This is a genomic window from Sphingopyxis sp. LARHCG72 (assembly GCF_052871675.1).
This window is the reverse complement of record NZ_JBIXJU010000004.1, coordinates 180,096-199,317: the sequence shown is the minus strand read 5'-3', so window position 1 is coordinate 199,317 and position 19,222 is coordinate 180,096. Positions and strand designations below refer to the sequence as shown.

Below are 19,222 nucleotides of genomic sequence, written 5' to 3'. Positions count from 1 at the left end.
AATCCGCCCGGTACAGAAACTGAACTCGCGTTCCCCGCGACTCCTGAACTATAATATGTGCGGGAGGAGTGTATCATGGCGAACGCCAGTTACGGTCAATTCTGTCCGGTCGCGATGGCGGCGGAGATATTGTGTACGCGCTGGACGATCGTCCTTGTCCGCGAACTGGCGGCAGGATCGACCCGTTTCAATGACTTGCGACGCGGGGTGCCGCGCATGTCGCCCGCTCTGCTGTCGCAGCGGCTGAAGGATCTTGAGGCGGCGGGGATCGTCCATCGGACCCCGGTGGCACGGGAATCGGGCGTATTCGATTACCGGCTGACGCGCGCAGGACAGGAACTGGCACCCGTCGTCGACGCTTTCGGCGTCTGGGGCAAACGCTGGATCGATGGCGACCTGACGCTCGAGCGCCTCGATGTGCAGCTTTTGATGTGGGATATGCGCCGCGGCCTCGTCCTCGACCCGATGCCCGATCGCAAGGTCATCGTGCAATTCCGCTTTGGCGAGCTGGCGGCGGATCGGCGGTCTTGGTGGCTGGTCGTCGAACCCGATCGGGAAACCGAGCTATGTTCGATCGACCCCGGCTTCGACGTCGACCTCTATGTCGCGACGGACCTGCGGACGATGACGGCGATCTGGATGGGCTACGACACGCTCGCCGATGCGGCGAATGCACGGCGGCTGATGCTGACCGGCGACGACGAGCTGTCGGACAGCATCGAATCCTGGCTGGGCCTCAGCCCCTTTGCCAAGACGAAAGCGGTGGCCGCGGTTTCCTGATCTTGCCTTTGCCCCGGGCGCGGCCCGCCTTTCCGGAAGGCGGCCATATCCATTCTTTCGCCGCATTTCCGCGTGATGAAGCGGTTTCAGGGAGGGGGTATTATGACCATGAAACAGATTTCCGCTGCGATCGCGCTGTTCGCCTGCTGCGCGTCGCCTTTGCAGGCGCAGACCTTCGGCGGCGGCGCGCCGATGAACGGCGCTTCGCCCGTCGCGATGGGCGGCTTCATCGGTGCGCGCTTACGGATTCCGCTCGGCGGGAAGCAGGAAGGCGGCGAGAAGCTTCGCGCGAGCCTGACGGTAGTGCCGATGCAGCGGAGCGACGGGACGGCGCTGAAAGGCCCCGCGTGGCGGATCGGCGAAGGGCTCGAGTTCGGCTTTACGGGCGACGATCGCGCGCCGCGGCTTTCGCTGGCGGGGCAGCGGCTGGCGGCGACGCGCTATGCGCCGGGCGGGCGCGCCGCGACGAAGGGGCGCAGCAATATGTCCGATGTCGGCACCGCGGCGCTGGTCGTCGGCGGACTCGCGCTCGTTGCGGGCATCGGGCTGCTCGTCGCGCTCGACGCGTCGGACGATCCTGACCGCTGCTGCGAATAGGCGCGCGGCCGGCGCCCCGAAAATATGTTCAGGCCGTGCAGGTACCGCTCGGCGAACCGCGGATGATCGGGTTGACCTTCGAAGGACGCACCTGAAAAATCGGGCGGACGGCGCGGCGTCGCGCCATCCGCCCGGCTTCCCGGCCGCCACGCGGGCAGCCGGGGGAGGGGTCACTTGGTCGTGTAGCCGCCGTTGACGAGGATCGTCTGGCCGGTCATCCACCAGCCGTCGGATACCAGCATGCGGATCCACGGCACGATATCCTCGATGTCGGTGAGCCCGGTCTTCGAATAGCCCGACAGCGCCGCCGCCGATTTGTGATAGGCCTGCGCATCGGCCTCTTCGGCGGGGTAGAAGAAGGGCGTGTCCATCGGACCCGGACCGATCGCGGTGACCGAAATCCCGCGCGCCCCGAACTCCTTCGACGCGGCGCGGGTGAAATGTTCGACCGGCGCCTTCGTCCCCGCATAGGCGGCGTAGAAGGGCGTGTAGGCGCCGAGCAACGATGTGACGAGCGTGCACACCTTGCCATTGTCGTTCACATGTTTGCCGGCCTCTTTCAGGAAGAAGAAGGCGGTCTTCGAATTGACCGCGGTCATCTCGTCATATTCGCCCTCGCTGATTTCGGTGAAGGGCTTCTTCAGCACCTTGCCGACGGTGTTGATCGCGATGTCGGGGCGCCCGATCGCGGCGATCGTGTCGGCGAACAGCTTTTCCATGGACGCGGCCGACGTGAGGTCGGCCTGGAAGGCGACCGCCTCGGCTCCGGCGGCGCGGATTGCGGCGAGCGTTTCTTCGGTCTCGGCGGCCGAAGCCGGGCTGTTGTAGTGGACCGCGATGGCCCTCGCGCCCTGTTCCGCGAGGTCGCGTGCGATCAGCCCGCCGAGATTCTTGCCGCCGCCGGCGATGAGGACGGTCTTACCCTTGATGCTGTGATCGGCCATTCTGGTCTCCTTGGTCGCTACCTGCCCGAGGCTAAGGTGCTTTCGCCTTGCCCGCTTTCAAATTCCGGCACAGTTTTCGAAAATCGTCAGGACGAGTCGTGGGGACTCGCAAGGTGGGTGATTGACCGAAGCCGCAACCGTCTGGGATGGCATCAGGCCGCGCTCGCCGCGCGATGTCGTCGCACGGCATCAGGTGGGGATCGGCCAGCTTGGCGTGCTGGCCGCCACCGAAAATCTGAAAGCGCCGACCGACTGGGCGTTCGAGGAAGATCATCACACGATCGTCGTCCATCTGGGCGGCCGGCTCGACCGGATGGAATGCGAATTTTCGGTCGGACCCTCGGGGTCGGTGCTGCCGGCGCGCGGCGATATCTGGGTGATCCCGGCGGCGTGCCGCTATGCCGCGCTCGCGCAGGGCGAAAGCGCGGCCTTTGTCGAATTGAGCGTGCCGACGGCGTTGCTCGCCGACGCCCCGCTGGCCGCGCGCGTGCGGCATCGCGACGAGGCGGTTTTCCGTGCGGCGGCCCGGCTGTTCGAACTGGTGCGCGCGGGCGACGATCTGGCCCGGATGGCGGCCCACGAGGTCGGCGATATGCTCGAGCGGCATTTCGGCGAGCGATACGCGCTTCGCGAGCGGCTCCGGGGGTATCGTGCCTTGTCGGCGTCGGATCGCAACTGCCTTGCCGAAGCGGTCCGCGGGCAACTCGATGCGGAACATAGCCTTGCGGCGCTCGCCGCACTCGTCGGCATGGACGTGCGGCGATTTACGTCGGCGTTTCACGACGCCTTCGGGCTGTCACCCTGGCAATATGTGATGCGTATGCGGCTCGACGAGGCGGCACGGCGGCTGTGGTACGGGACGGCACCGGTGACCGAGGTGGCGCTGGCGACGGGTTTCGCATCGTCGAGCCATTTTGCGACGGCCTTTGCGCGGCGGTTCGGCGTGCCGCCGACGCGTTACCGCGCCGCGGCGCGGTAAACCGGACCGGTATCGGGCGTTCGGCACACCCGATACCGGCCGCGGGGGGATCAGAACTTCAGGCGCGCCCCGACATAGAATTGGCGGCCATTGTCATAGATCGCGCGCGGGCGGTCGCGGGTGCCCGAATATTGTTCGATCTTCTCGTTGGTCAGGTTGATCGCGTCGGCGGTGAGCGCGATATTGTCGGTGATATTGACGCTGACCGACGCGTCGAGCGACGAGAGCGCAGCCTGATTGAGCGGCGCCGCGCGGTCGATATCGATGAAGAATTTCGACCGGTAGTTGTACGAGAGTCGCGCGCTGACGAGGTCGTTTTCATAATAGCCCGTCAGGTTGAGCGAGTGCTTCGAATTGCCCGGGATCGGATCGCCATTGTTCGCCTTGGCGTCCGAATAGGTGTAGTTGACCACCGCACCGAAGCCGCCCCAGATCGGGCGCGACACCTGGAATTCGAAGCCCTGGTTGCGTCCGCCGTCGCCATTGCTGCGGCGGTTGATCTGATAGGGGCAGTTGAACAGGTTCGGATTGCCGCCGCCCGCCGCGACGCAGCCCGCGGGCTGCGATCCGGGTACGAAGACGCCGGGCAGGATTTCGGTCGAGGTCGTGTTGACGATGTACGACTGGATATCCTTGTAGAAGGCGGCGAGCGCGACGATCGTCTCGCGGTCGGGATACCATTCGATCGACAGGTCATACTGGTTGGCGCGGTACGGATCGAGGTTCGGATCGCCGCCGCGGCCCGTGAGCAAGGTGCCGTTGAGGTCGACGCCGGGGGTGATGTCGACGAAGTCGGGGCGCGTCACCGTCTTGCCCGCGGCGAAGCGCAGCACGACCTGATCCGACAGGTCGACCGAGAGGTTCGCGCTCGGCAGGATGTCGGTGTAGGAGCGTTTCGCGGTCGACGGGGTGAAACCGCCGAACGGGTTGGTGAACTCGGGGTTCGCGCCGCCGATGATGAAGCCGTCCGAGGTCTGCTTCGTTTCGATCACGCGCACGCCGACATTGCCGCGCCAGCCCTCGCCGCCGAATTTGGCGAGGCCATAACCGCCCCACGCCTTTTCGTTGATCGAATAGCTGTTGCCGGGGACGAGGAAGCGGTCGTTCGAGGGCGACGTCGATGCGCCATAGATGGCACGCAGCTTGGCGGGGTCGACGCGCCAATAGTCGCGCAGCGTACCGGGCGCGGCGATATTGTCGAGGAAGTCGCCGGGCATGCCGCTGCCGGTCGCGAAATCGGCCGAGGTGCATGGGGCGCCATTGCAGCGCAGCCCGGGGGTGAAGACGCCGCCGTTGGTCGCGAAGCGTTCGGCGACGCGGTCGTGATCGGTATATTTGACCCCGAATTTGAGCGCGGTGAGCGGGCCCCATTCGACCTGCTTTTCGACGTCGAGGTAGAAATATTTCTCCTCATCGTCGTTCGTCACCGACTGGATGCGCGCGAAATCGGGACGGATCCCGGCGGGGTTGAGCGGGTTGGGGCTGCCAAAGCTGACTTCGGGGCGGCCGCTGCGCAGATCGTAGCTGAACCGGCCCGGCCCCGCGAACTCGATGAAATTCTCGTTGCTCGTGTCGCCGTTCGCCTTGGTCCAGCCGGCCTTGAAATGGACCGACAGGCTGTCGACAGGGCGCCAGGTCAGGTCGAAGTCGGCCGAGGCGGTCTTGGCGACCGCCTGCCGGTCGATCGCGTCATAGACGACGCCGAAGCCCGTCGTGCCGCCCGTTGCCGACGCAATATTGCCCGCGACCGCGACGCCGTCCTCGACCACGGCACCCGTGATCGCGCCGCCGCCGGCGAGCGCCTGTTCGCCCCACGCGATATAATTCTGGTTGAAGTTGTCGGCGTTGAAGCGCGAGTAGAGCCCGGTGATGTTGACTTCGAGCGTGTCCGACGGGCGGAACTGGATGCCGATGTTGGCGCCATAGCGTTCGCGGTCCTGTTCGAACATCGTCGAGCCGATCAGCGTCGGGACGAGCGCATTCTGCCCGCCGCCGACGGGGAAGGAGCGATAGCCGAAGATTTCGAGGCCGTCGCGGCGCGTGCGGCGCTTCTGATAGATCGCGCCGACGAGGACGCCGAAGGTTTCGTCGGCGTTCTTCCAGCTGATGAGGCCCGAGACCTGCGGGTCGACCTTGCCCGACAGATCCGAATAGGCGGCCTGCGCCGAGGCCGAGAGGGTGAGCGGGTCGAGGTCGAGCGGGTTGCGCGTGATGACGTTGATCGTGCCGCCGACCCCGCCTTCTTCGACGTCGGCCTGCGGGCTCTTGTAGACTTCGAGGCGGCCGATGATCTCGGCGGGCAGGGTGAGGTAGTTGAAGCTGCGCGTCGAGGCGACCTGGTCGAGGATGAACCAGTCGGCGGTTGCGACGCTGTGGCCGTTGAGCAAGGTCTTGGTGAGGTTCGGCGCGGTGCCGCGCAGCGAGACGCGCTCGCCTTCGCCGAACTCGCGGTTGACGACGATGCCGGGCACGCGCTGGAGCGCTTCGGCGACATTCTTGTCGGGGAATTTGCCGACGTCTTCGGCGGTGACGACGTCGGCGATCACGGCGAGGTCGCGCTTGGCGTCGATCGCTTCGCGGAGTGACCCGCGGATGCCGGTGACGACGATTTCGCTCTCGGCAGACGCGTCGGTCGCGGGGGCGGCGGTTTGCGCCTGGGCTGCGCTGGCGGCGAAAAGCAGCGTACCAATGCTGGCCGAAGCGAGCAGATATCTTGCATTGGTCATGTCGAGTCTCCCTTATTTTGATCGAAAATCAATTATTGCTCTGATTTGCGGGGGACATTAGACATACCAATCTATACGTCAAGCTCGTTTCGGCGCGATTATGCCCCGAGACGAACAAAATATGCCGCTCTTTGGTATTCTATTGGTATTATTAGAATGCTTATTAGTAAGCTAACCAATTCCTGACGGCCGCCCGCGCTAGAAATCGGGGAGTGACTGGCTTGCAAAACCCCAGCCCTTGAGGTCGGGCCCCGCCGCGCGGGCGAGCAGCTCGTCGGCATCGCCGATCGTCCATTGCCCGGCCTTTCCGGCGTCGGCAAGCGCATCCCAGCCGATCGGAACCGCAACCGGGGCATTTTCGCGCGCGCGCGCCGAATAAGGCATGATCGCGGTGCTGCCGCGCTGGTTGCGAAGCCAGTCGATGAAGATCTTGCCCTTGCGCTTCGCCTTGCTCATCGTCGCGACGAAACGGTCGGGTTCGGCGAGGCTCAGCGCCTCGGCAAAGCGTTTCGAGAAATCCTTGTGCGCGTCCCAGCTGTGCCCCGGATCGAGCGGCACGACGACATGCACGCCCTTGCCACCCGACAGCATCGCGAAGCTCACCAGCCCGATGTCGGCGAGCTGGCGGCGGATATCGGCGGCGGCCTTCTTCACGTCGGCGAAATCGAGCCCCTCGTCGGGGTCGAGGTCGAACACCATGCGGTCGGGCTTTTCGAGGCTGCCGACATGGCTGCCCCAGCCGTGGAATTCGATCGTCCCCATCTGGACGCAGGCGAGCAGGCCGTCGGCGTCCTCGACGTAGAGATAATCCTCATGCCCGCCGTCCTTCTCCCTGATCGGCACGTGGCGGACATGATCGCCGAACGATCCCGAATCATGCTTCTGGAAAAAGCAATTCTTGCCGCGGCCCTGCGGGCAGCGGACGAGGCTGATCGGCCGGCGTGCGGTGTGCGGGAGCATGATCGGCGCGATTGCTGCATAATAATCCGCAAGGTCGCCCTTGGTCGCCTTCGCTTCGGGGAAGATGATGCGCTCGCGGCTGCTGATCGTGACATCGCTTTCCGGGGCAGGAGCGGGCTGTTTCTTTTCAGGGGTCACCTCTTTTGCCTCCTTGTCGTGGCGCAGGCCGAGGAAGCTTGCGTGGCGGACCGATCCGCTGGCGGTGAATTCGGCGAAGGCGATTTCGGCGACGAGATCGGGTTTGAGCCAGCGGACCTTGTGCGCAGTGGCGGCGTCGACGTCGAGCGGGGCGGTCTTGCGGGATCGGCTCGCGAATTTCTTGGCAAGGTCGGCCATCGTGGCGGCGTCGAAGCCGGTACCGACATTGCCCTTGTAGACGAGCGTATCGCCCTCGCGCTGGGCGAGGAGAAGCGATGCGAAAGGGCGCGCCTTGGTCGAGGAGGGGTTCCAGCCGACGAGTATGAACTCCTGCCGCCGCGTGCATTTGACCTTCACCCAATTTTTGGAGCGGCGGCCCGAATAGGCGGCGTCGGCGCGCTTCGAGATGATGCCTTCCTGCCCCGCGCCGCACATTGCGGCATAGAGCTTTTCCCCGGCGCCGATGACATGGTCGGCGACGGCAACCGGTGGCCTGGCATCGCGGAGCAGCGCTTCGAGCCGCTCCTTGCGTTCGAGATTGCCGAGTTTCGCAAGCGATTTGCCGCCCTCTTCGAGCAGGTCGAAGGCGAAGAGGTGGAGCGCGGTCTTTTCGTCCTGCGCGCCGTGGCCGCGCTTGAGGACTGCCTGCAGCGACGAGAAGTCGGGGTTGCCGTCCTTGCCATAGGCGACGATCTCGCCGTCGATCAGGCACGGCGGCAGGTCGAGCGCGGCGAGGTGGCGGACGAGCGGCGCGAACTTGTCGGTCCAGTCGAGGCCGTTCCTTGTGTAGACGCGCACGTCGTCGCCCGCGGCGGCGATTTCGGCGCGGTAGCCGTCATATTTGATCTCGTGGAACCAGCCGTTGCCCGACGGCACCGCGTCGACCAGCGTTGCGAGCTGGAGCGGGCGGAATTTCGGCGGCTTGCCCCTGGTGGCGGGCTTGGCGACCTTCTTGTTGTGCGCGGCGGCCGCCCGCATCTTTTTCGTGAAGGCCGCGCCCTTGGCACCCTTCAATGATTGCTCGCCGCCCTCGTCGCCCGCGATCTCGGCCATGGTGCGGCCGGTGAGGATGCTCGTGAGCTGCCGGCCGACAAGGTCGTCGGTGCCGCCCGCGAAAGCATCGTCGACCTTGCGGAGCAGCCAGTTCTCGCGCTTTTCGCCGGGGCGCGGTTTCATGCGGACGAGCAGCCATTCGCCCTTCATCCGTGTCCCGTCGAGGGTGAAATGGAGATGGCCCTTGTCGATATCCTTCGCGCTCTTGCCCTCGATGGGCTTCCAGGTGCCGCGGTCCCACAGCATCACCGTGCCGCCGCCATATTCGCCCTTCGGAATGCCACCCTCGAACTCCGCGTAGCTCATCGGATGGTCTTCGGTGCGCACCGCGAGCCGTTTGTCGGCGGGGTCGGCACTCGGCCCCTTGGTCACGGCCCAGCTTTTGAGGACGCCGTCGACTTCGAGGCGGAAGTCGTAGTGGAGGCGGGTGGCGTCGTGCTTCTGGACGATGAAGCGGTTGCGCGTTTGACGTTTTTGGCCCTTCTCCACCTTGCCCGCAGGTTCGGGGGTCAGCGCGAAATCGCGCTTGGCGTTATATTGCGCGAGCGGGTCGGCACGCTTCGCCATCAGATCCGACCTTGCTCAAACAAATCCGTTCGTCCTGAGCTTGTCGAAGGACCGTCCTTTTTCGCGGACGGAGAAAAGGAAGAACGGCCCTTCGACAAGCTCCGGGCGAACGGAGAAAAGGCGTCAGGCACGCTTTCGGGCTGGCGATTTTTTAGCCGGCGCCTTAGTGGCCGCGGCTTTCTTCGCCGGTGCCGCCTTGGCAGGTGCGGTCTTCTTCCCGTCGACCGAGGCCTTGAGCGCCGCCATCAGGTCGATGACGTTCGAGCCGCGGCCGGTGCTGGCGGGCTCCTCGACATCCTCGAGCACGCGCTTGCCCTTGGCTTTTGCTTTCTTGGCGATCACGCGCTTGAGCGCGTCGATATAATGGTTGTGATAGTCGGAGGCGTGGAATTCGCCGCTCTTCTTGGCGATCAAGGTTTCGGCGAGGTCGAGCAGGTCGGCGTCGGGCTTGCTGGCCCCGACGTCGCGGAAATAATTGGCTGCCTTGTTCACCTCGTCGGCGTAGCGCAGCACTTCGAGCACGAGGCCGCGCCCGCACGGGCGGAGCGCGACAAGCTGTTCCTGCCCGCGCAGCGCGAGCTGGCCGAGCCCGACCTTCTTCGTGCGCTTCAGCGCCTCGCGCAGCACGATATAGGCTTCTTCGGCGAGTTCGTCGGCGGGGACGACATAATAGGGCTTGGTATAATAGAGGACGTCGATCGCGTCGGTGTCGACGAACTGGACGAGTTCCAATGTGCGTTTGCTCTCGAGCTTGACCGCCTCGATCTCTTCCTCGTCGAGCAGGACATAATTGCCCTTCGACAGCTCGAAGCCCTTGACGATATCGTCATGGTCGATCGCGCCGATGCCGGGTACGGTCTTTTCATATTTGACCGGTTTGCCACTCGGTTCGTGGATCTGGCGAAAGGTCACCGCGGCGCCCGATTTGGTCGCCGAATAGATTTCGACCGGGATCGACACCAAAGCGAGGCGGATCTGACCCTTCCAATATGCCCGTGCGGCCATCGACGTTCCTTTCGCTGCCCGACTCCAAATGTCCGGGGGGCGCGTGGGGTTCCGTCGGACGCGGCTTAGTAGAGATTGTCCTTGTAATCCTTGTCGAGCCCGCGCTGCATCAGCCCGGGGACCGAGACGAACGCGCCCGCGATGCGCGCGCCGAGGCCCTTGTCCTTGTTGAGCCGGACATGTTCGGCGAACATCTTTGCGGGCTTGATATCGGCGGGTGCGGGCGCGGCGGGCCAGAGCGCGGCGCGGGCGAGGGCGGCGCTGGGCCGGCGTTCGATCACGACATCATCGACGCGTGTTGCGAGCAGCGGCACCTTGCCCTGCACCGCGAAGGTCGCGCGCGCGGTTTCGTCGTCGGTCAGCATCGCGGTGCCGCCAAGGATCGCGACGTCCGCCGAACCGGGGATCAGCAGCGCGGCGGCGATGCGCGGCTGCGCGATGAGATTACGGAAGCTGTCGGTGCGCCGGTTGCCGGGGCGGTCGGCGAACCAGAACTGGTCGCCGTCGAGATGCGCCATCGACCCCGCGGGGTCGCCCTTCGGGCTGAGGTCGGCATGGCCCGCGGCGTCGATCGTCGCGAGCGCCATGAAGCAGGCCGCGGCGGCAAAGGCGGGGATGGCGGCAGGTGCTGCCTCGATCGGATCGGCGGACCAGAAGCACGAGCGGATCAGCGCCTTGGCGCAATGGACATAGCATTCCTCGACCGCGACCTGCACATCGCCGTCCGCCACCGCCGCGACGCGGCCGTTGATGCGAAGCGTCTCGCCGATCCCGGGGACGAGGAACAGCGAGCCGAAGCTGGCGCCCGGCACCGCGAGCGCCGGAGCGTCGAGCGCGGCGAGGGGAATGGCGAGCGTCTTGTCGTCGGCGGCGGCAAAGCCGGCGGCGCCGCCGCCGAGCGTGATCGCGATGCCGTTCGCGTCGCCGAACCCCGCGAACATCAGCGGCGAGGCTTCGAGCCAGCGGCGCGCCGTGGCGTCGACATGATCGATGACCTTGAGGTTCACCGCGGGCGGGGCCTTTCCCATAATGGCCTCGAGGCCCGCGATGCTGTCGACGTCGCTCATCGGCTTTTCCTCTGTTTCCCCGTCGCCATGGCCCGATCGAAAAGCTTTTTGGCCCGAACGATGGACTGCTTCATCGCAGTCTTATTGCAAATCAGTCGCAATTGCCTTAGCGGTTTCGGCAGGACCGATCAAGCTTGAGGGATACGGAAAATGCGCGGATTCAGGGGGCTCGGCCTTCGCACGGGTGCGTTGCTGATGGCGGGGGCGGCGTGGGTGCCGTCGGCCGCGCTGGCGCAAGACAGCGCCGCGGCCCCGGCCGGCACGGTCGAGGAAGGCGGCGTCGAAACGGTGAAGCAGGACGACGGCGGCATCATCGTCACCGCGCGCCGCTTCGTCCCTTCGGGCGCGATCACCGCGAGCAAGACGACCGCGCCGCTGATCGAGACGCCGCAGTCGGAGTCGGTGATCTCGCGCGACCAGATCGACCTGTTGAACTTCGTCGATGTCCAGCAGGCGGTGCGCTATACCGCGGGCATCGTCGGCGAAAATTACGGCCCCGACCTGCGTTTCGACTTCCTGACGCTGCGCGGCTTCGTCCCCGTGCAATATGTCGACGGATTGCAGGCGCCGGTCAGCTCGACGATTTCGAACGTCGGGGTCGATCTCTATGGCTTCGAGGCGGTCGATATATTGAAAGGGCCCGCGGGCGTCCTCTATGGCACGACGCCGCCGGGCGGCATCTATAACCTCACCAGCCGCCGCCCTTCGACGCGCACCAGCGGCGAAATCCAGCTCAAATACGGCACCGACGATTTCAAACAGGCCGCGGGCACGATCACCGGCGAGCTGACCAACGGCGTCAGCGCGCGGCTGACCGGCCTCTATCGCGACCGCGACGGCCAGACCGATTTCGTCACCGCGCGCCGCGCCTATGTCGCGCCCGCGGTCGCGTTCGACATCGGACCCGACACAAAGATTACCGCGCTCGGCTATTATCAGTGGGACCGCGTCGAAGGCGACACGAACGGCTTCCTGCCCGCGGTTGGCGTGCTCGTGCCGAACCCGGTCGGCAAGGTGCGCCGCGGCGTCAACCTCGGCGAGCCCGACTATAATTATTACCGCCGCGAACAGTGGAGCCTCGGCTATGAGTTCACGCACCGCTTCTCGTCGGCGCTGCGCTTCACGCAAAATGCGCGCTGGAGCGATTACAGCGAATATCAGCAGATCATCTATGCGAACGGCCTGTCGGCCGACAACCGCACGGTCACGCGCTCGAACTTCCCCTTCGCCGACGATGTGCAGCAGTTCGCGGTCGATTCGCGGTTCGACGCGCAGTTCGAAACGGGCGCGATCGAGCATCATGTCCTCGCGGGCCTCGACTATCGCAATTATCGCGAGCAGTCGGCGTTCAACTTCCTTCCCGCAACGAACATCGACCTGTTCAACCCGGTATACAGCGCCACGCCGATCCCGGCGCCGACCTCGCTGTTCGACTTCACCAACCAGCGGCTGAAACAGACCGGCGTTTACCTGCAGGACCAGGCGCATATCGGTAAGCTGATCCTGACGCTGTCGGGGCGTCACGACTGGATGACGATCAACAATTATGCGACCGGCGCCGCCTTCCCCGAAGCGAAGGAAAAGAAGTTCACCTGGCGCGCGGGGGCGACCTGGGTGACCGACAGCGGCATCGCGCCGTACATCAGCTATGCGACCTCGTTCCAGCCGCTCGTCGGGCAGACGTTCGGCGGTAACGCCTTCGATCCGAGCGAGGGCAAGCAGATCGAGGCGGGGGTCAAGTTCGACGGCCGCAACATGGGCGACGATTTCAGGATCTTCGCGACCGGCGCCATCTATCGCATCCGGCAGAGCAATGTGCTGACGCAGGATACGGTCAATCCGGGCTTCTCGGTCCAGACGGGCGAGGTCACGTCGAAGGGCCTCGAGCTCGAGGTCGTGGCGCGCATCCGCCAGCAGCTGTCGATCAACGCGTCCTACACCTATCTCGACGCGAAGGTCAGCGAGAGCAACAATCCCGCCGAGGTCGGCGCGCGCCTTGCCGCGCAGCCGCGGCACAAGGCGTCGCTGTTCGTCGACTATACGCATGGCAGCGGTGCGGGCGGCGGGGTCGGCGTGCGCCACCTCAGCAGCAGCAACGGCGTCGTTGCGCTGCCCGGCGCGACGGTGACCACGCCGAGCGGGATCGTCATCCCGGCGACCTTCACCAGCCCCGCGGTGACCTTGTTCGACGCGACGCTGCACTATGACATTCCGGGCTGGCGCTTTGCGGTCAACGGCAGCAATCTGTTCGACAAGCGTTACGCGGGACGCTGCACCGGTCTCGCCGGCTGCTTCTTCGCCGAAGGACGCCAAGTCATTGCGACGGTGACCAAGCGCTTCTGAACCCCGCGTCCACAGGGGGCTTTCGAGGGCTGCGGGGCATGGCTCCGCGGCCCTTTTCGCTTCAGCGGCGGCGCGCCTTCATCGCCCATCCCACCGCGCACACCGGCGCGCCGAGGGCGATCCACGCCGCGGCGTCGCGCCAGCCGTCGCCGGTGAGCGCGACGACCAGTCCCGCGATGCTGAGCAGCGCGAGCAGCAGCGGGACGGCGAAGATCCGACGGAGGCTTTGGGGTTTCTTCATTCGGCGGGAACCGCAGTGCCGCCGCTTTCGACCTCGCGGACGAGCGCGTCGGTCCCCGCGCGGCGCTTGCCGAGCCAGAGGTAAAGGCCCGAGCCGAGCACGACGATCGTGAAGATGGTGAGGACGGCCCAGAGCAGCTTGAGCGGCAGCCCGCCATAATCGCCGAAGTGGAGCGGCTGCGACACGAACAGCGCCTGTGCGTACCAGGGCATGGCGCGCGCGTCGGTGAACTCGCCCGTCTCGGCATCGACGAGCGCGGGGGTGAGCAATCGCTCGGTGAGCGGCGTCGCGCCCTGGAAGAAGATCGCGACATGATGCTTGCTGCTGAAATCGCCGCCGGGAAAGGCGATGAATTGCGGATTGTTGCCCGGCACGGCCTTGCGCGCCGCCGCCATCGCCCTGTCGATCGAACCATAATTTTCGGGCGGCACCGCGCCCTTGCCGTCATAAGCGCGTACCATCTCGGCGAGTTCGGTCGTCTGCCACTGCGCGAAGATCGGGGTCGCGAGCGCGTTGATCACGCCCGTCGCGCCGACGACACTCATCCACGCGAGCGCGACGATGCCGAGCAGGTTGTGGTAGTCGAGCCATTTGAGCCGCGTGCTGCGCGACGTGCGCAGCGTCGCGAAATCGAGCTTGCGCATGAAGGGCGCATAGAGAACGACCCCCGAGATAATCGCGACAACGAAGAGCAGCCCCATCAGCCCGAGGAAGAGCATCCCGGGCAGGCCGAGGAACATGTCGGTGTGGAGCTGGAGGATGAAATGCATCACCCCGCTTTCGTCGACCGCGCCGGTGGCTTCCCCCGTCGAGCGGTCCCAGAGCTGGATCGTCATCTCTGTATCGGGCGAGTCGGGTCGCGGCGCGGTGGTGATCGTCATCGACGGATTGTCGTTGTCGAACGCCATGAACACGGGCACCTCGCCCGGACGCGCCGCGAGCGCCTTGGCGAGCATTTCGTCGAGCGGGCGGAGGCCCGGTGCTTCGCCCGACGACCCGGTGCCGGGCAGGCCATAGCGCGGCGCGGTTTCGGTCAGTGCATCGATTTCGTCATGGAAGATCAGCGGCAGGCCGGTGAGGCACAGCATCAGCAGGAAGGCGGTGCAGATGATGCTCGTCCATTTGTGGACGAGGAACCATGCGCGGATGGTCGATCGTTGCATAAGCTGGCGGGCCGCTGTTATTGCGAGAAGTTCTCAAATGGCCCTATGGCGAGGCCTCGCTTTTGACAACCGGATTCGCGTCTCGCACCGCGTCGTTCGGGCCAGCTATGCCAGCATTCGGGCCGCCCCGGCTGCGCACGCCGATTCACTTTCCTTTCACCCCGCGCGGCGTATAGTGGCGATCGAGGGACCGCTCGCAACGCTGGAGCCACTATGCCCTTGAGCCGCGAGATGCAGCGATTGCGCGCCGAACATGCGGCGCTGGTCACGCTGTCGCGGATCATCCTCGATATGACCCACGCCCCGCATCCCCCGGAGGCGACCGAACTGGCGTCGGCGCGTGGCCTGCTTCGCGAAACATTGGTGCGCCACCTGAAGTGCGAGGATTGGGTGCTCTATCCCCGCCTCAACGCGACGGGCGATCCCGAACTGATGCGGATCACGCGCGAGTTCGAGCTGGAAATGGGCGATCTGGCCGCGGAGTTTGTGGCCTATGACGACAAATGGACGGGCGAGCGGGCCGCGGCGGACTGGCCGGGTTTTTGCCGCGAGACGGCGAGCATCTTCGATATGCTGGCGGTGCGGGTCGAACGCGAGGAACGCGAACTCTATCCGCTCGCCGACAAGCTCTACGCTGCGGCGGCGGTCGATGCCGCGATCAGGGCCGGATCGCCAATTTCCAGCTGAGCGCGACGCGCCAGTCCTGATCATAGCCCGGCACCGGCTGTTTCCACGCATCGGCGAGTTCGAGGCCGATGGTGGCGTTCTCGGCATAGGACAGGCGCACCCCGCCGCCCCAGCTGCCCAGCCGGAAATCGGTGCGCGGGATCGCGGTGCGTGCGAGCAGCGTGACGTCGGCATAGTCGACGAAGCTGTAGATTTCGCTTTTGGACAGCTTGCCGCTGCGCAGCGGGCGCCAGGCGAGCTCGCCGAAACTGGCGAAGCCGCGGTCGCCGTTGACCAGCCCGTCGGCGAAGGCGCGGCCGAAGGTCGCGCCGCCGACGCTGAAGCGCTGCGCGGCGGGCAGGCGGTCGCGCGTCCAGCGGCCGGTCGCGGCGGCGCGGACGACCGCGACCTTGCCAATCGCCTGGTTCGCCTCGACGCTCGCGTCGGCATAGAGGAAGCCGACCTCGCCGACGCCCGGGTCGACGCGCGCACCGGCGAAATCGAGGCCTTTCGCGCCGCCGATGCGGGCGCCGAGGACGGTGCGGTCCTCGCTGAGGCGGAAGGCGAGGCTGCCGCTTGCCGTCCATGTCTTTTCGGCGGCGATGGTCGAGCCGAAGAGCGCGTTCTTCGAATCGAGGTAATCGAGCCGCGCCGCCGCGACGAGGTTGCGCCGCGATGCGCGGATCAGCGGATGGGTGACGCCGATTCCCGCGCTCCATGCCTCGCCGTCGATCGCCAGCCCCTTCGGGCGGGTGCGCAGCGCGGCGCCGGAAATCTCGGCGCGCGTCCCGCCGGCGCCGAGCGGGGTCGAATGGCTCGCGGCGATATAGAGCAGGGATTTGAAGTTGAGCGCCGCGGCGCCGGAGAGGCGCGTTTCGTCGCCGCTGCGCAGCAGGCTGGTGCCGCGCGCGTTCGCCTCGACGATGCCGTCGTTGACGAACTGGCTGGTGCGCGTCGTGAAGCCGAGGCCGAGCGTCGGCTTCTTCGCATCGACCGCGAGATCGAGCGCGACCGCGCCCTGTTCGGTGCCGAGCGCGAGCGAGGGCGTGACGGTGACCCCCGGGATGTCGGCGATATTGCCGAGCACGCGTTCGAAGCGCGCGCGCGGGAGCGGACGCTGGCCGGTAAGGCTCGCGGCCATTTTTGCAACGAGCGGCGCGGGGCCGCTCTCGCGCTCGCCGCTCAATGCCACCGACCCGACATAGCCCTCGGCCGACGCGACGGTGACGACGCCGCCCGACAGATCCTGTTCGGGGATGACGAGGGTGAAGAGCGCGACGCTCGACCGGTTATAGGCGCGCGTCATCGCTGCGGCGAGCTTCGCGAGATTGTCCGCCGAGGCGGGCCTGCCGACAAAGCGTTGCGCCGCGCGGCCGACGTTCGCGGGAACGCCCGCGCCGATGAAGCGGATTTCGCGGATCGTGACGTCGGGCCGCGCCCCGAGTTCGACCTTGCCAAGCGAAAGCGGCTTGGTTTCGGGGTCGGGTAGCGGATCGCGGCTGCGGTCGGGGGCGAGCGGCGGGCGGCCGTCGAGCGGCGTCGCCGCGGGCTGGTTGGTCCATGCCGCGGCGGGGCAGAGCAGGGCTCCAGCTGCCGCCGCGGCACAGGCGATGCGCAGATTGCGCATGGGGCGCAGCGTCAGTTGCCGCGCTTCGGCTTCACGCCGCCGAGGACGCCCCCGACGGTGCCGGTGACGCCGGTGACGAGGCCGGTGACGGGATCGACCGCCGTGCCGCCGCCGGGCGTACCGCCCGTGACCCCGCCGCCGACCTGCGCAAGCGCGCCGGTGGCCGTGGTGACGACGTTGCTGACGAGCGTGACCGGGGTGGCGGTCGGGCTTCCGCCGGGCGTACCGCCCGTCAGCCCGCCGGTCGCGCCGCCGAGCAGGTTGCCGCCGGTGCCGGGCTGGAGCGTGACGAGCTGGCCGCCCGATCCGACGCCGACGGTCAGCAGGCTGCCGTTCTGCTGGCCGGGCGACAAGATGCTCGCGCCGATCAGCGGCGAGGCGCCGGGGCTGCCGATCGCGGTCGCCTTGCCGATCGTCGCGGTGACGAGTTGGCCGGGGGCGGCGGTGAGGCCGTCGACCAGATATTGCTGGCCGCTGCCCGTCTGGACCAGCGCGACGCCGGTGCTCTTCACGACGCCGACAACGGTGCCGACGAGGTTGGTATTGCCCGGCACCTTGCCGTCGACCGCGCTTGCGAGCAGCAAGCCCTTGTCGGCGATGACATTGACGAGGCCGCCCGTCTTGACGAGCACGTTGCCGATCACCGGGTTGGTGGCAGCGGGATCGCCGGTGTTCGCGAGCAGCCCGGTGCCCGCGACCCCGCCGGGGCCGACGAGGCCGCCGACCGCGAGCGCGCCGGCGCTGCCGAGGCCAAGGCCGCTGCCCGCGGGCCCGGCCGGACCCGCCGGACCGGTTGCGCCGGCCGGGCCGGCCGGCCCCGTGGCGCCCGCCGGACCGACGGCGCCCGTGGCACCGCCGCTGCCGACGCTGCCGACACGATAGCTGCCCGACGATTCGCAGGCCGCGAGCGCGAAGCACGCCGGGATGAGAATGAGATGGGCTGGACGAAATTCAAGACAGGACAAAGGCATGAGACATCCCCTTCGTACATGATATCTGGTCCCTGAGCCGGATATTCCTGTCGCGCGAATAAGTTCCCTTCCTTATTGATAAAGTGTAAATAAGCTTGGATCGTAAACCAATAGAATTACGCAAAGCTAGGCATTTTATGGAAATATAGCACTTGGAGTTAACTATAATTTATTTTTACTTTGTGCGTCTTGTCTGCATTGCTCGCTGGCAATCTGTGCCTATTTGAAACAATTTTCGCGGTTGAGCGAAGCTGCGCCGCGTTCCCACGCCGCGCGAGGCCCGCCAAAGGCGTGCGCGGCCCGCGCATCCGACGGGTGGCCCGGTTGGCCAGCGGTGCGGCCGGCCGCGGCTGAGGGCTCTGGCGCCGCCTTTCGATTGACGATCATGGCGTCGTCCAGCTAGGGCCGCGCCATCATTTTTTGGGAAACAAGTTCATGACCGATACGCCCCCCGACCGCATGTCGACCAATCCGCGCTCGCCCCATTTCGACATGGAGGTGCTGCAGCGCGGGATCGGAATCCGCTTCAAGGGCAAGGAGCGCACTGACGTCGAGGAATATTCGATCTCCGAAGGCTGGATCCGCGTCGCTGCGGGCAAGTCGAAGGACCGGTTCGGCCAGCCGATGACGATCAAGCTGTCGGGCGAGGTCGAAGCCTGGTTCGAAGACAGCGCGGCAGGCGAAGACTCCGCTGCCGGCGAAGGTGACAACGTCTAATCACCGAGGCGCCCGCGCATGAAGAAAGCCCCGGAGCGATCCGGGGCTTTTCTTTGCGCGCGATGCGCTTGCAGAATGTCGTTCGGGTTTACTGGCCGAGCGAGGCGGCGACGAATTCGAGGCCGTTGCCGGGTTTCCAGTCGTTCTGCGCCCATACCGGCGCCTTGAAGCTGGGGGCCTTGTTCGGCGTGCCCGCTTCGCCATTGGCATAGATGAAGCCCTGCACCGGGTTGGCGCGCAGGCCAAGGTCGCCGATCGGGGCGTACCACACGCGAACCATGCTCCAGTCGCCATCCGAGCTGACGTCGACGACGCGGACATTGCGCTCGATCTGGCCGCGGCGGCCGTTGATCGGCGACCAGTTCGCATGGTCGATCAGGATTTCGCGGTCGCTGACGATCTTCTTGACCACGGCGACATGGCCGAGCGGCATGCCGCCGGTGCCGGCAAATGCCATCACGGCGCCCTTGCGCGGCTCGTCGCCGCGTTCGTAGGTGCCGGCGGCCTGCGACCACCAGGTCTTGGCATTGCCGCGGATTTCGACGCCCGATTCGGCGCGGGCAAAGGGGACGCACTGGAGATAGCCCTGCGCCGCGGCGGGCGCGCTGACCATCAGGCCGGTGATCATCATCACAGACGCGATGGCGGCTGCCAGGTAACGACGATAGAGCATGGAAT

The 19,222-nt window shown here is 66.2% G+C and carries 16 protein-coding genes; 6 read left to right on the top strand and 10 right to left on the bottom strand.

Going from position 1 to position 19,222, the window contains the following annotated elements; translation table 11 throughout:
• The first annotated feature begins 75 nt into the window (after positions 1-75).
• Positions 76-780 carry a winged helix-turn-helix transcriptional regulator gene (locus tag ACIPPQ_RS11075; protein ID WP_446544134.1) on the top strand — a complete coding sequence of 235 codons (705 nt, stop codon included), beginning with the start codon at positions 76-78 and terminating at the stop codon, positions 778-780.
• A 102-nt stretch (positions 781-882) separates the two neighbouring features.
• The gene (locus ACIPPQ_RS11070) at positions 883-1,377 is read left to right on the top strand and encodes a hypothetical protein (RefSeq protein ID WP_446544133.1); all 495 of its coding nucleotides are present in this window, start codon (positions 883-885) and stop codon (positions 1,375-1,377) included.
• Positions 1,378-1,547: 170 nt separating this feature from the next.
• Here ACIPPQ_RS11070 and ACIPPQ_RS11065 read toward each other — a convergent pair whose 3' ends face one another.
• Positions 1,548-2,321, bottom strand: a complete 774-nt coding sequence (locus tag ACIPPQ_RS11065) for an SDR family oxidoreductase (RefSeq protein WP_446544132.1) — start codon at positions 2,319-2,321, stop codon at positions 1,548-1,550.
• Between the two features lie 121 nt (positions 2,322-2,442).
• Here ACIPPQ_RS11065 and ACIPPQ_RS11060 point away from each other — a divergent pair, with 121 nt between their 5' ends.
• The gene (locus ACIPPQ_RS11060) at positions 2,443-3,300 is read left to right on the top strand and encodes a helix-turn-helix domain-containing protein (protein ID WP_446544131.1); all 858 of its coding nucleotides are present in this window, start codon (positions 2,443-2,445) and stop codon (positions 3,298-3,300) included.
• A 50-nt stretch (positions 3,301-3,350) separates the two neighbouring features.
• On the opposite strand, the gene ACIPPQ_RS11055 is transcribed toward ACIPPQ_RS11060, so the two are convergent.
• From ACIPPQ_RS11055 to ACIPPQ_RS11040, 4 genes are all read right to left on the bottom strand, one after another.
• Positions 3,351-6,026 carry a TonB-dependent receptor gene (locus ACIPPQ_RS11055; RefSeq protein WP_446544130.1) on the bottom strand — a complete coding sequence of 892 codons (2,676 nt, stop codon included), beginning with the start codon at positions 6,024-6,026 and terminating at the stop codon, positions 3,351-3,353.
• A 198-nt stretch (positions 6,027-6,224) separates the two neighbouring features.
• The gene (gene ligD / locus ACIPPQ_RS11050; RefSeq protein WP_446544129.1) at positions 6,225-8,744 is read right to left on the bottom strand and encodes a DNA ligase D; all 2,520 of its coding nucleotides are present in this window, start codon (positions 8,742-8,744) and stop codon (positions 6,225-6,227) included.
• A gap of 123 nt (positions 8,745-8,867) precedes the next feature.
• Positions 8,868-9,749, bottom strand: a complete 882-nt coding sequence (gene ku, locus ACIPPQ_RS11045; RefSeq protein ID WP_446544128.1) for a non-homologous end joining protein Ku — start codon at positions 9,747-9,749, stop codon at positions 8,868-8,870.
• 65 nt (positions 9,750-9,814) lie between these two features.
• Complete coding sequence (locus ACIPPQ_RS11040) at positions 9,815-10,816, bottom strand: pyridoxamine 5'-phosphate oxidase family protein (RefSeq protein WP_446544127.1); 1,002 nt, start codon at positions 10,814-10,816, stop codon at positions 9,815-9,817.
• A 150-nt stretch (positions 10,817-10,966) separates the two neighbouring features.
• On the opposite strand from ACIPPQ_RS11040, the gene ACIPPQ_RS11035 reads away from it, so the two are divergent.
• Entirely contained in the window at positions 10,967-13,159 is a 2,193-nt protein-coding gene (locus ACIPPQ_RS11035; protein WP_446544126.1) for a TonB-dependent siderophore receptor, read from the top strand.
• 61 nt (positions 13,160-13,220) lie between these two features.
• On the opposite strand, the gene ACIPPQ_RS11030 is transcribed toward ACIPPQ_RS11035, so the two are convergent.
• Positions 13,221-13,400 (bottom strand): hypothetical protein, encoded by a 180-nt coding sequence (locus tag ACIPPQ_RS11030; protein ID WP_446544125.1) that lies wholly within the window; start codon positions 13,398-13,400, stop codon positions 13,221-13,223.
• Positions 13,397-14,563, bottom strand: a complete 1,167-nt coding sequence (locus tag ACIPPQ_RS11025) for a PepSY-associated TM helix domain-containing protein (RefSeq protein ID WP_446544124.1) — start codon at positions 14,561-14,563, stop codon at positions 13,397-13,399. The genes ACIPPQ_RS11030 and ACIPPQ_RS11025 overlap by 4 nt, the downstream gene beginning before the upstream one ends.
• A gap of 213 nt (positions 14,564-14,776) precedes the next feature.
• On the opposite strand from ACIPPQ_RS11025, the gene ACIPPQ_RS11020 reads away from it, so the two are divergent.
• Positions 14,777-15,250: a hemerythrin domain-containing protein gene (locus tag ACIPPQ_RS11020; protein ID WP_446544123.1), complete on the top strand. Its 474-nt coding sequence runs from the start codon at positions 14,777-14,779 to the stop codon at positions 15,248-15,250.
• On the opposite strand, the gene ACIPPQ_RS11015 is transcribed toward ACIPPQ_RS11020, so the two are convergent.
• Together ACIPPQ_RS11015 and ACIPPQ_RS11010 are read right to left on the bottom strand one after the other, a co-directional pair.
• Positions 15,222-16,856, bottom strand: coding sequence for a ShlB/FhaC/HecB family hemolysin secretion/activation protein (locus tag ACIPPQ_RS11015; protein WP_446544122.1), 1,635 nt, complete (start codon positions 16,854-16,856; stop codon positions 15,222-15,224). The two genes, ACIPPQ_RS11020 and ACIPPQ_RS11015, sit on opposite strands and share 29 nt — an antisense overlap.
• Positions 16,857-16,867: 11 nt before the next feature.
• Positions 16,868-17,827: a hypothetical protein gene (locus ACIPPQ_RS11010; RefSeq protein WP_446544121.1), complete on the bottom strand. Its 960-nt coding sequence runs from the start codon at positions 17,825-17,827 to the stop codon at positions 16,868-16,870.
• Between the two features lie 435 nt (positions 17,828-18,262).
• On the opposite strand from ACIPPQ_RS11010, the gene ACIPPQ_RS11005 reads away from it, so the two are divergent.
• A complete protein-coding gene (locus ACIPPQ_RS11005) occupies positions 18,263-18,544 on the top strand; it encodes a DUF3297 family protein (RefSeq protein ID WP_446544120.1) in 282 nt (93 codons plus the stop codon).
• Between the two features lie 88 nt (positions 18,545-18,632).
• On the opposite strand, the gene ACIPPQ_RS11000 is transcribed toward ACIPPQ_RS11005, so the two are convergent.
• Positions 18,633-19,175 (bottom strand): CHAP domain-containing protein, encoded by a 543-nt coding sequence (locus tag ACIPPQ_RS11000; protein WP_446544119.1) that lies wholly within the window; start codon positions 19,173-19,175, stop codon positions 18,633-18,635.
• Positions 19,176-19,222 lie beyond the last annotated feature (47 nt).

What these genes read in the sequence shown, in the direction of transcription:
- ACIPPQ_RS11075 (WP_446544134.1), top strand. Translation starts at nt 76, where the DNA reads ATGGCGAACGCCAGTTACGGTCAATTCTGTCCGGTCGCGATGGCGGCG.
- ACIPPQ_RS11070 (WP_446544133.1), top strand. Translation starts at nt 883, where the DNA reads ATGACCATGAAACAGATTTCCGCTGCGATCGCGCTGTTCGCCTGCTGC.
- ACIPPQ_RS11065 (WP_446544132.1), bottom strand. Translation starts at nt 2,321, where the DNA reads ATGGCCGATCACAGCATCAAGGGTAAGACCGTCCTCATCGCCGGCGGC.
- ACIPPQ_RS11055 (WP_446544130.1), bottom strand. Translation starts at nt 6,026, where the DNA reads ATGACCAATGCAAGATATCTGCTCGCTTCGGCCAGCATTGGTACGCTG.
- ligD (WP_446544129.1), bottom strand. Translation starts at nt 8,744, where the DNA reads ATGGCGAAGCGTGCCGACCCGCTCGCGCAATATAACGCCAAGCGCGAT.
- ku (WP_446544128.1), bottom strand. Translation starts at nt 9,749, where the DNA reads ATGGCCGCACGGGCATATTGGAAGGGTCAGATCCGCCTCGCTTTGGTG.
- ACIPPQ_RS11040 (WP_446544127.1), bottom strand. Translation starts at nt 10,816, where the DNA reads ATGAGCGACGTCGACAGCATCGCGGGCCTCGAGGCCATTATGGGAAAG.
- ACIPPQ_RS11035 (WP_446544126.1), top strand. Translation starts at nt 10,967, where the DNA reads ATGCGCGGATTCAGGGGGCTCGGCCTTCGCACGGGTGCGTTGCTGATG.
- ACIPPQ_RS11030 (WP_446544125.1), bottom strand. Translation starts at nt 13,400, where the DNA reads ATGAAGAAACCCCAAAGCCTCCGTCGGATCTTCGCCGTCCCGCTGCTG.
- ACIPPQ_RS11025 (WP_446544124.1), bottom strand. Translation starts at nt 14,563, where the DNA reads ATGCAACGATCGACCATCCGCGCATGGTTCCTCGTCCACAAATGGACG.
- ACIPPQ_RS11020 (WP_446544123.1), top strand. Translation starts at nt 14,777, where the DNA reads ATGCCCTTGAGCCGCGAGATGCAGCGATTGCGCGCCGAACATGCGGCG.
- ACIPPQ_RS11015 (WP_446544122.1), bottom strand. Translation starts at nt 16,856, where the DNA reads ATGCGCAATCTGCGCATCGCCTGTGCCGCGGCGGCAGCTGGAGCCCTG.
- ACIPPQ_RS11010 (WP_446544121.1), bottom strand. Translation starts at nt 17,827, where the DNA reads ATGCCTTTGTCCTGTCTTGAATTTCGTCCAGCCCATCTCATTCTCATC.
- ACIPPQ_RS11005 (WP_446544120.1), top strand. Translation starts at nt 18,263, where the DNA reads ATGACCGATACGCCCCCCGACCGCATGTCGACCAATCCGCGCTCGCCC.
- ACIPPQ_RS11000 (WP_446544119.1), bottom strand. Translation starts at nt 19,175, where the DNA reads ATGATGATCACCGGCCTGATGGTCAGCGCGCCCGCCGCGGCGCAGGGC.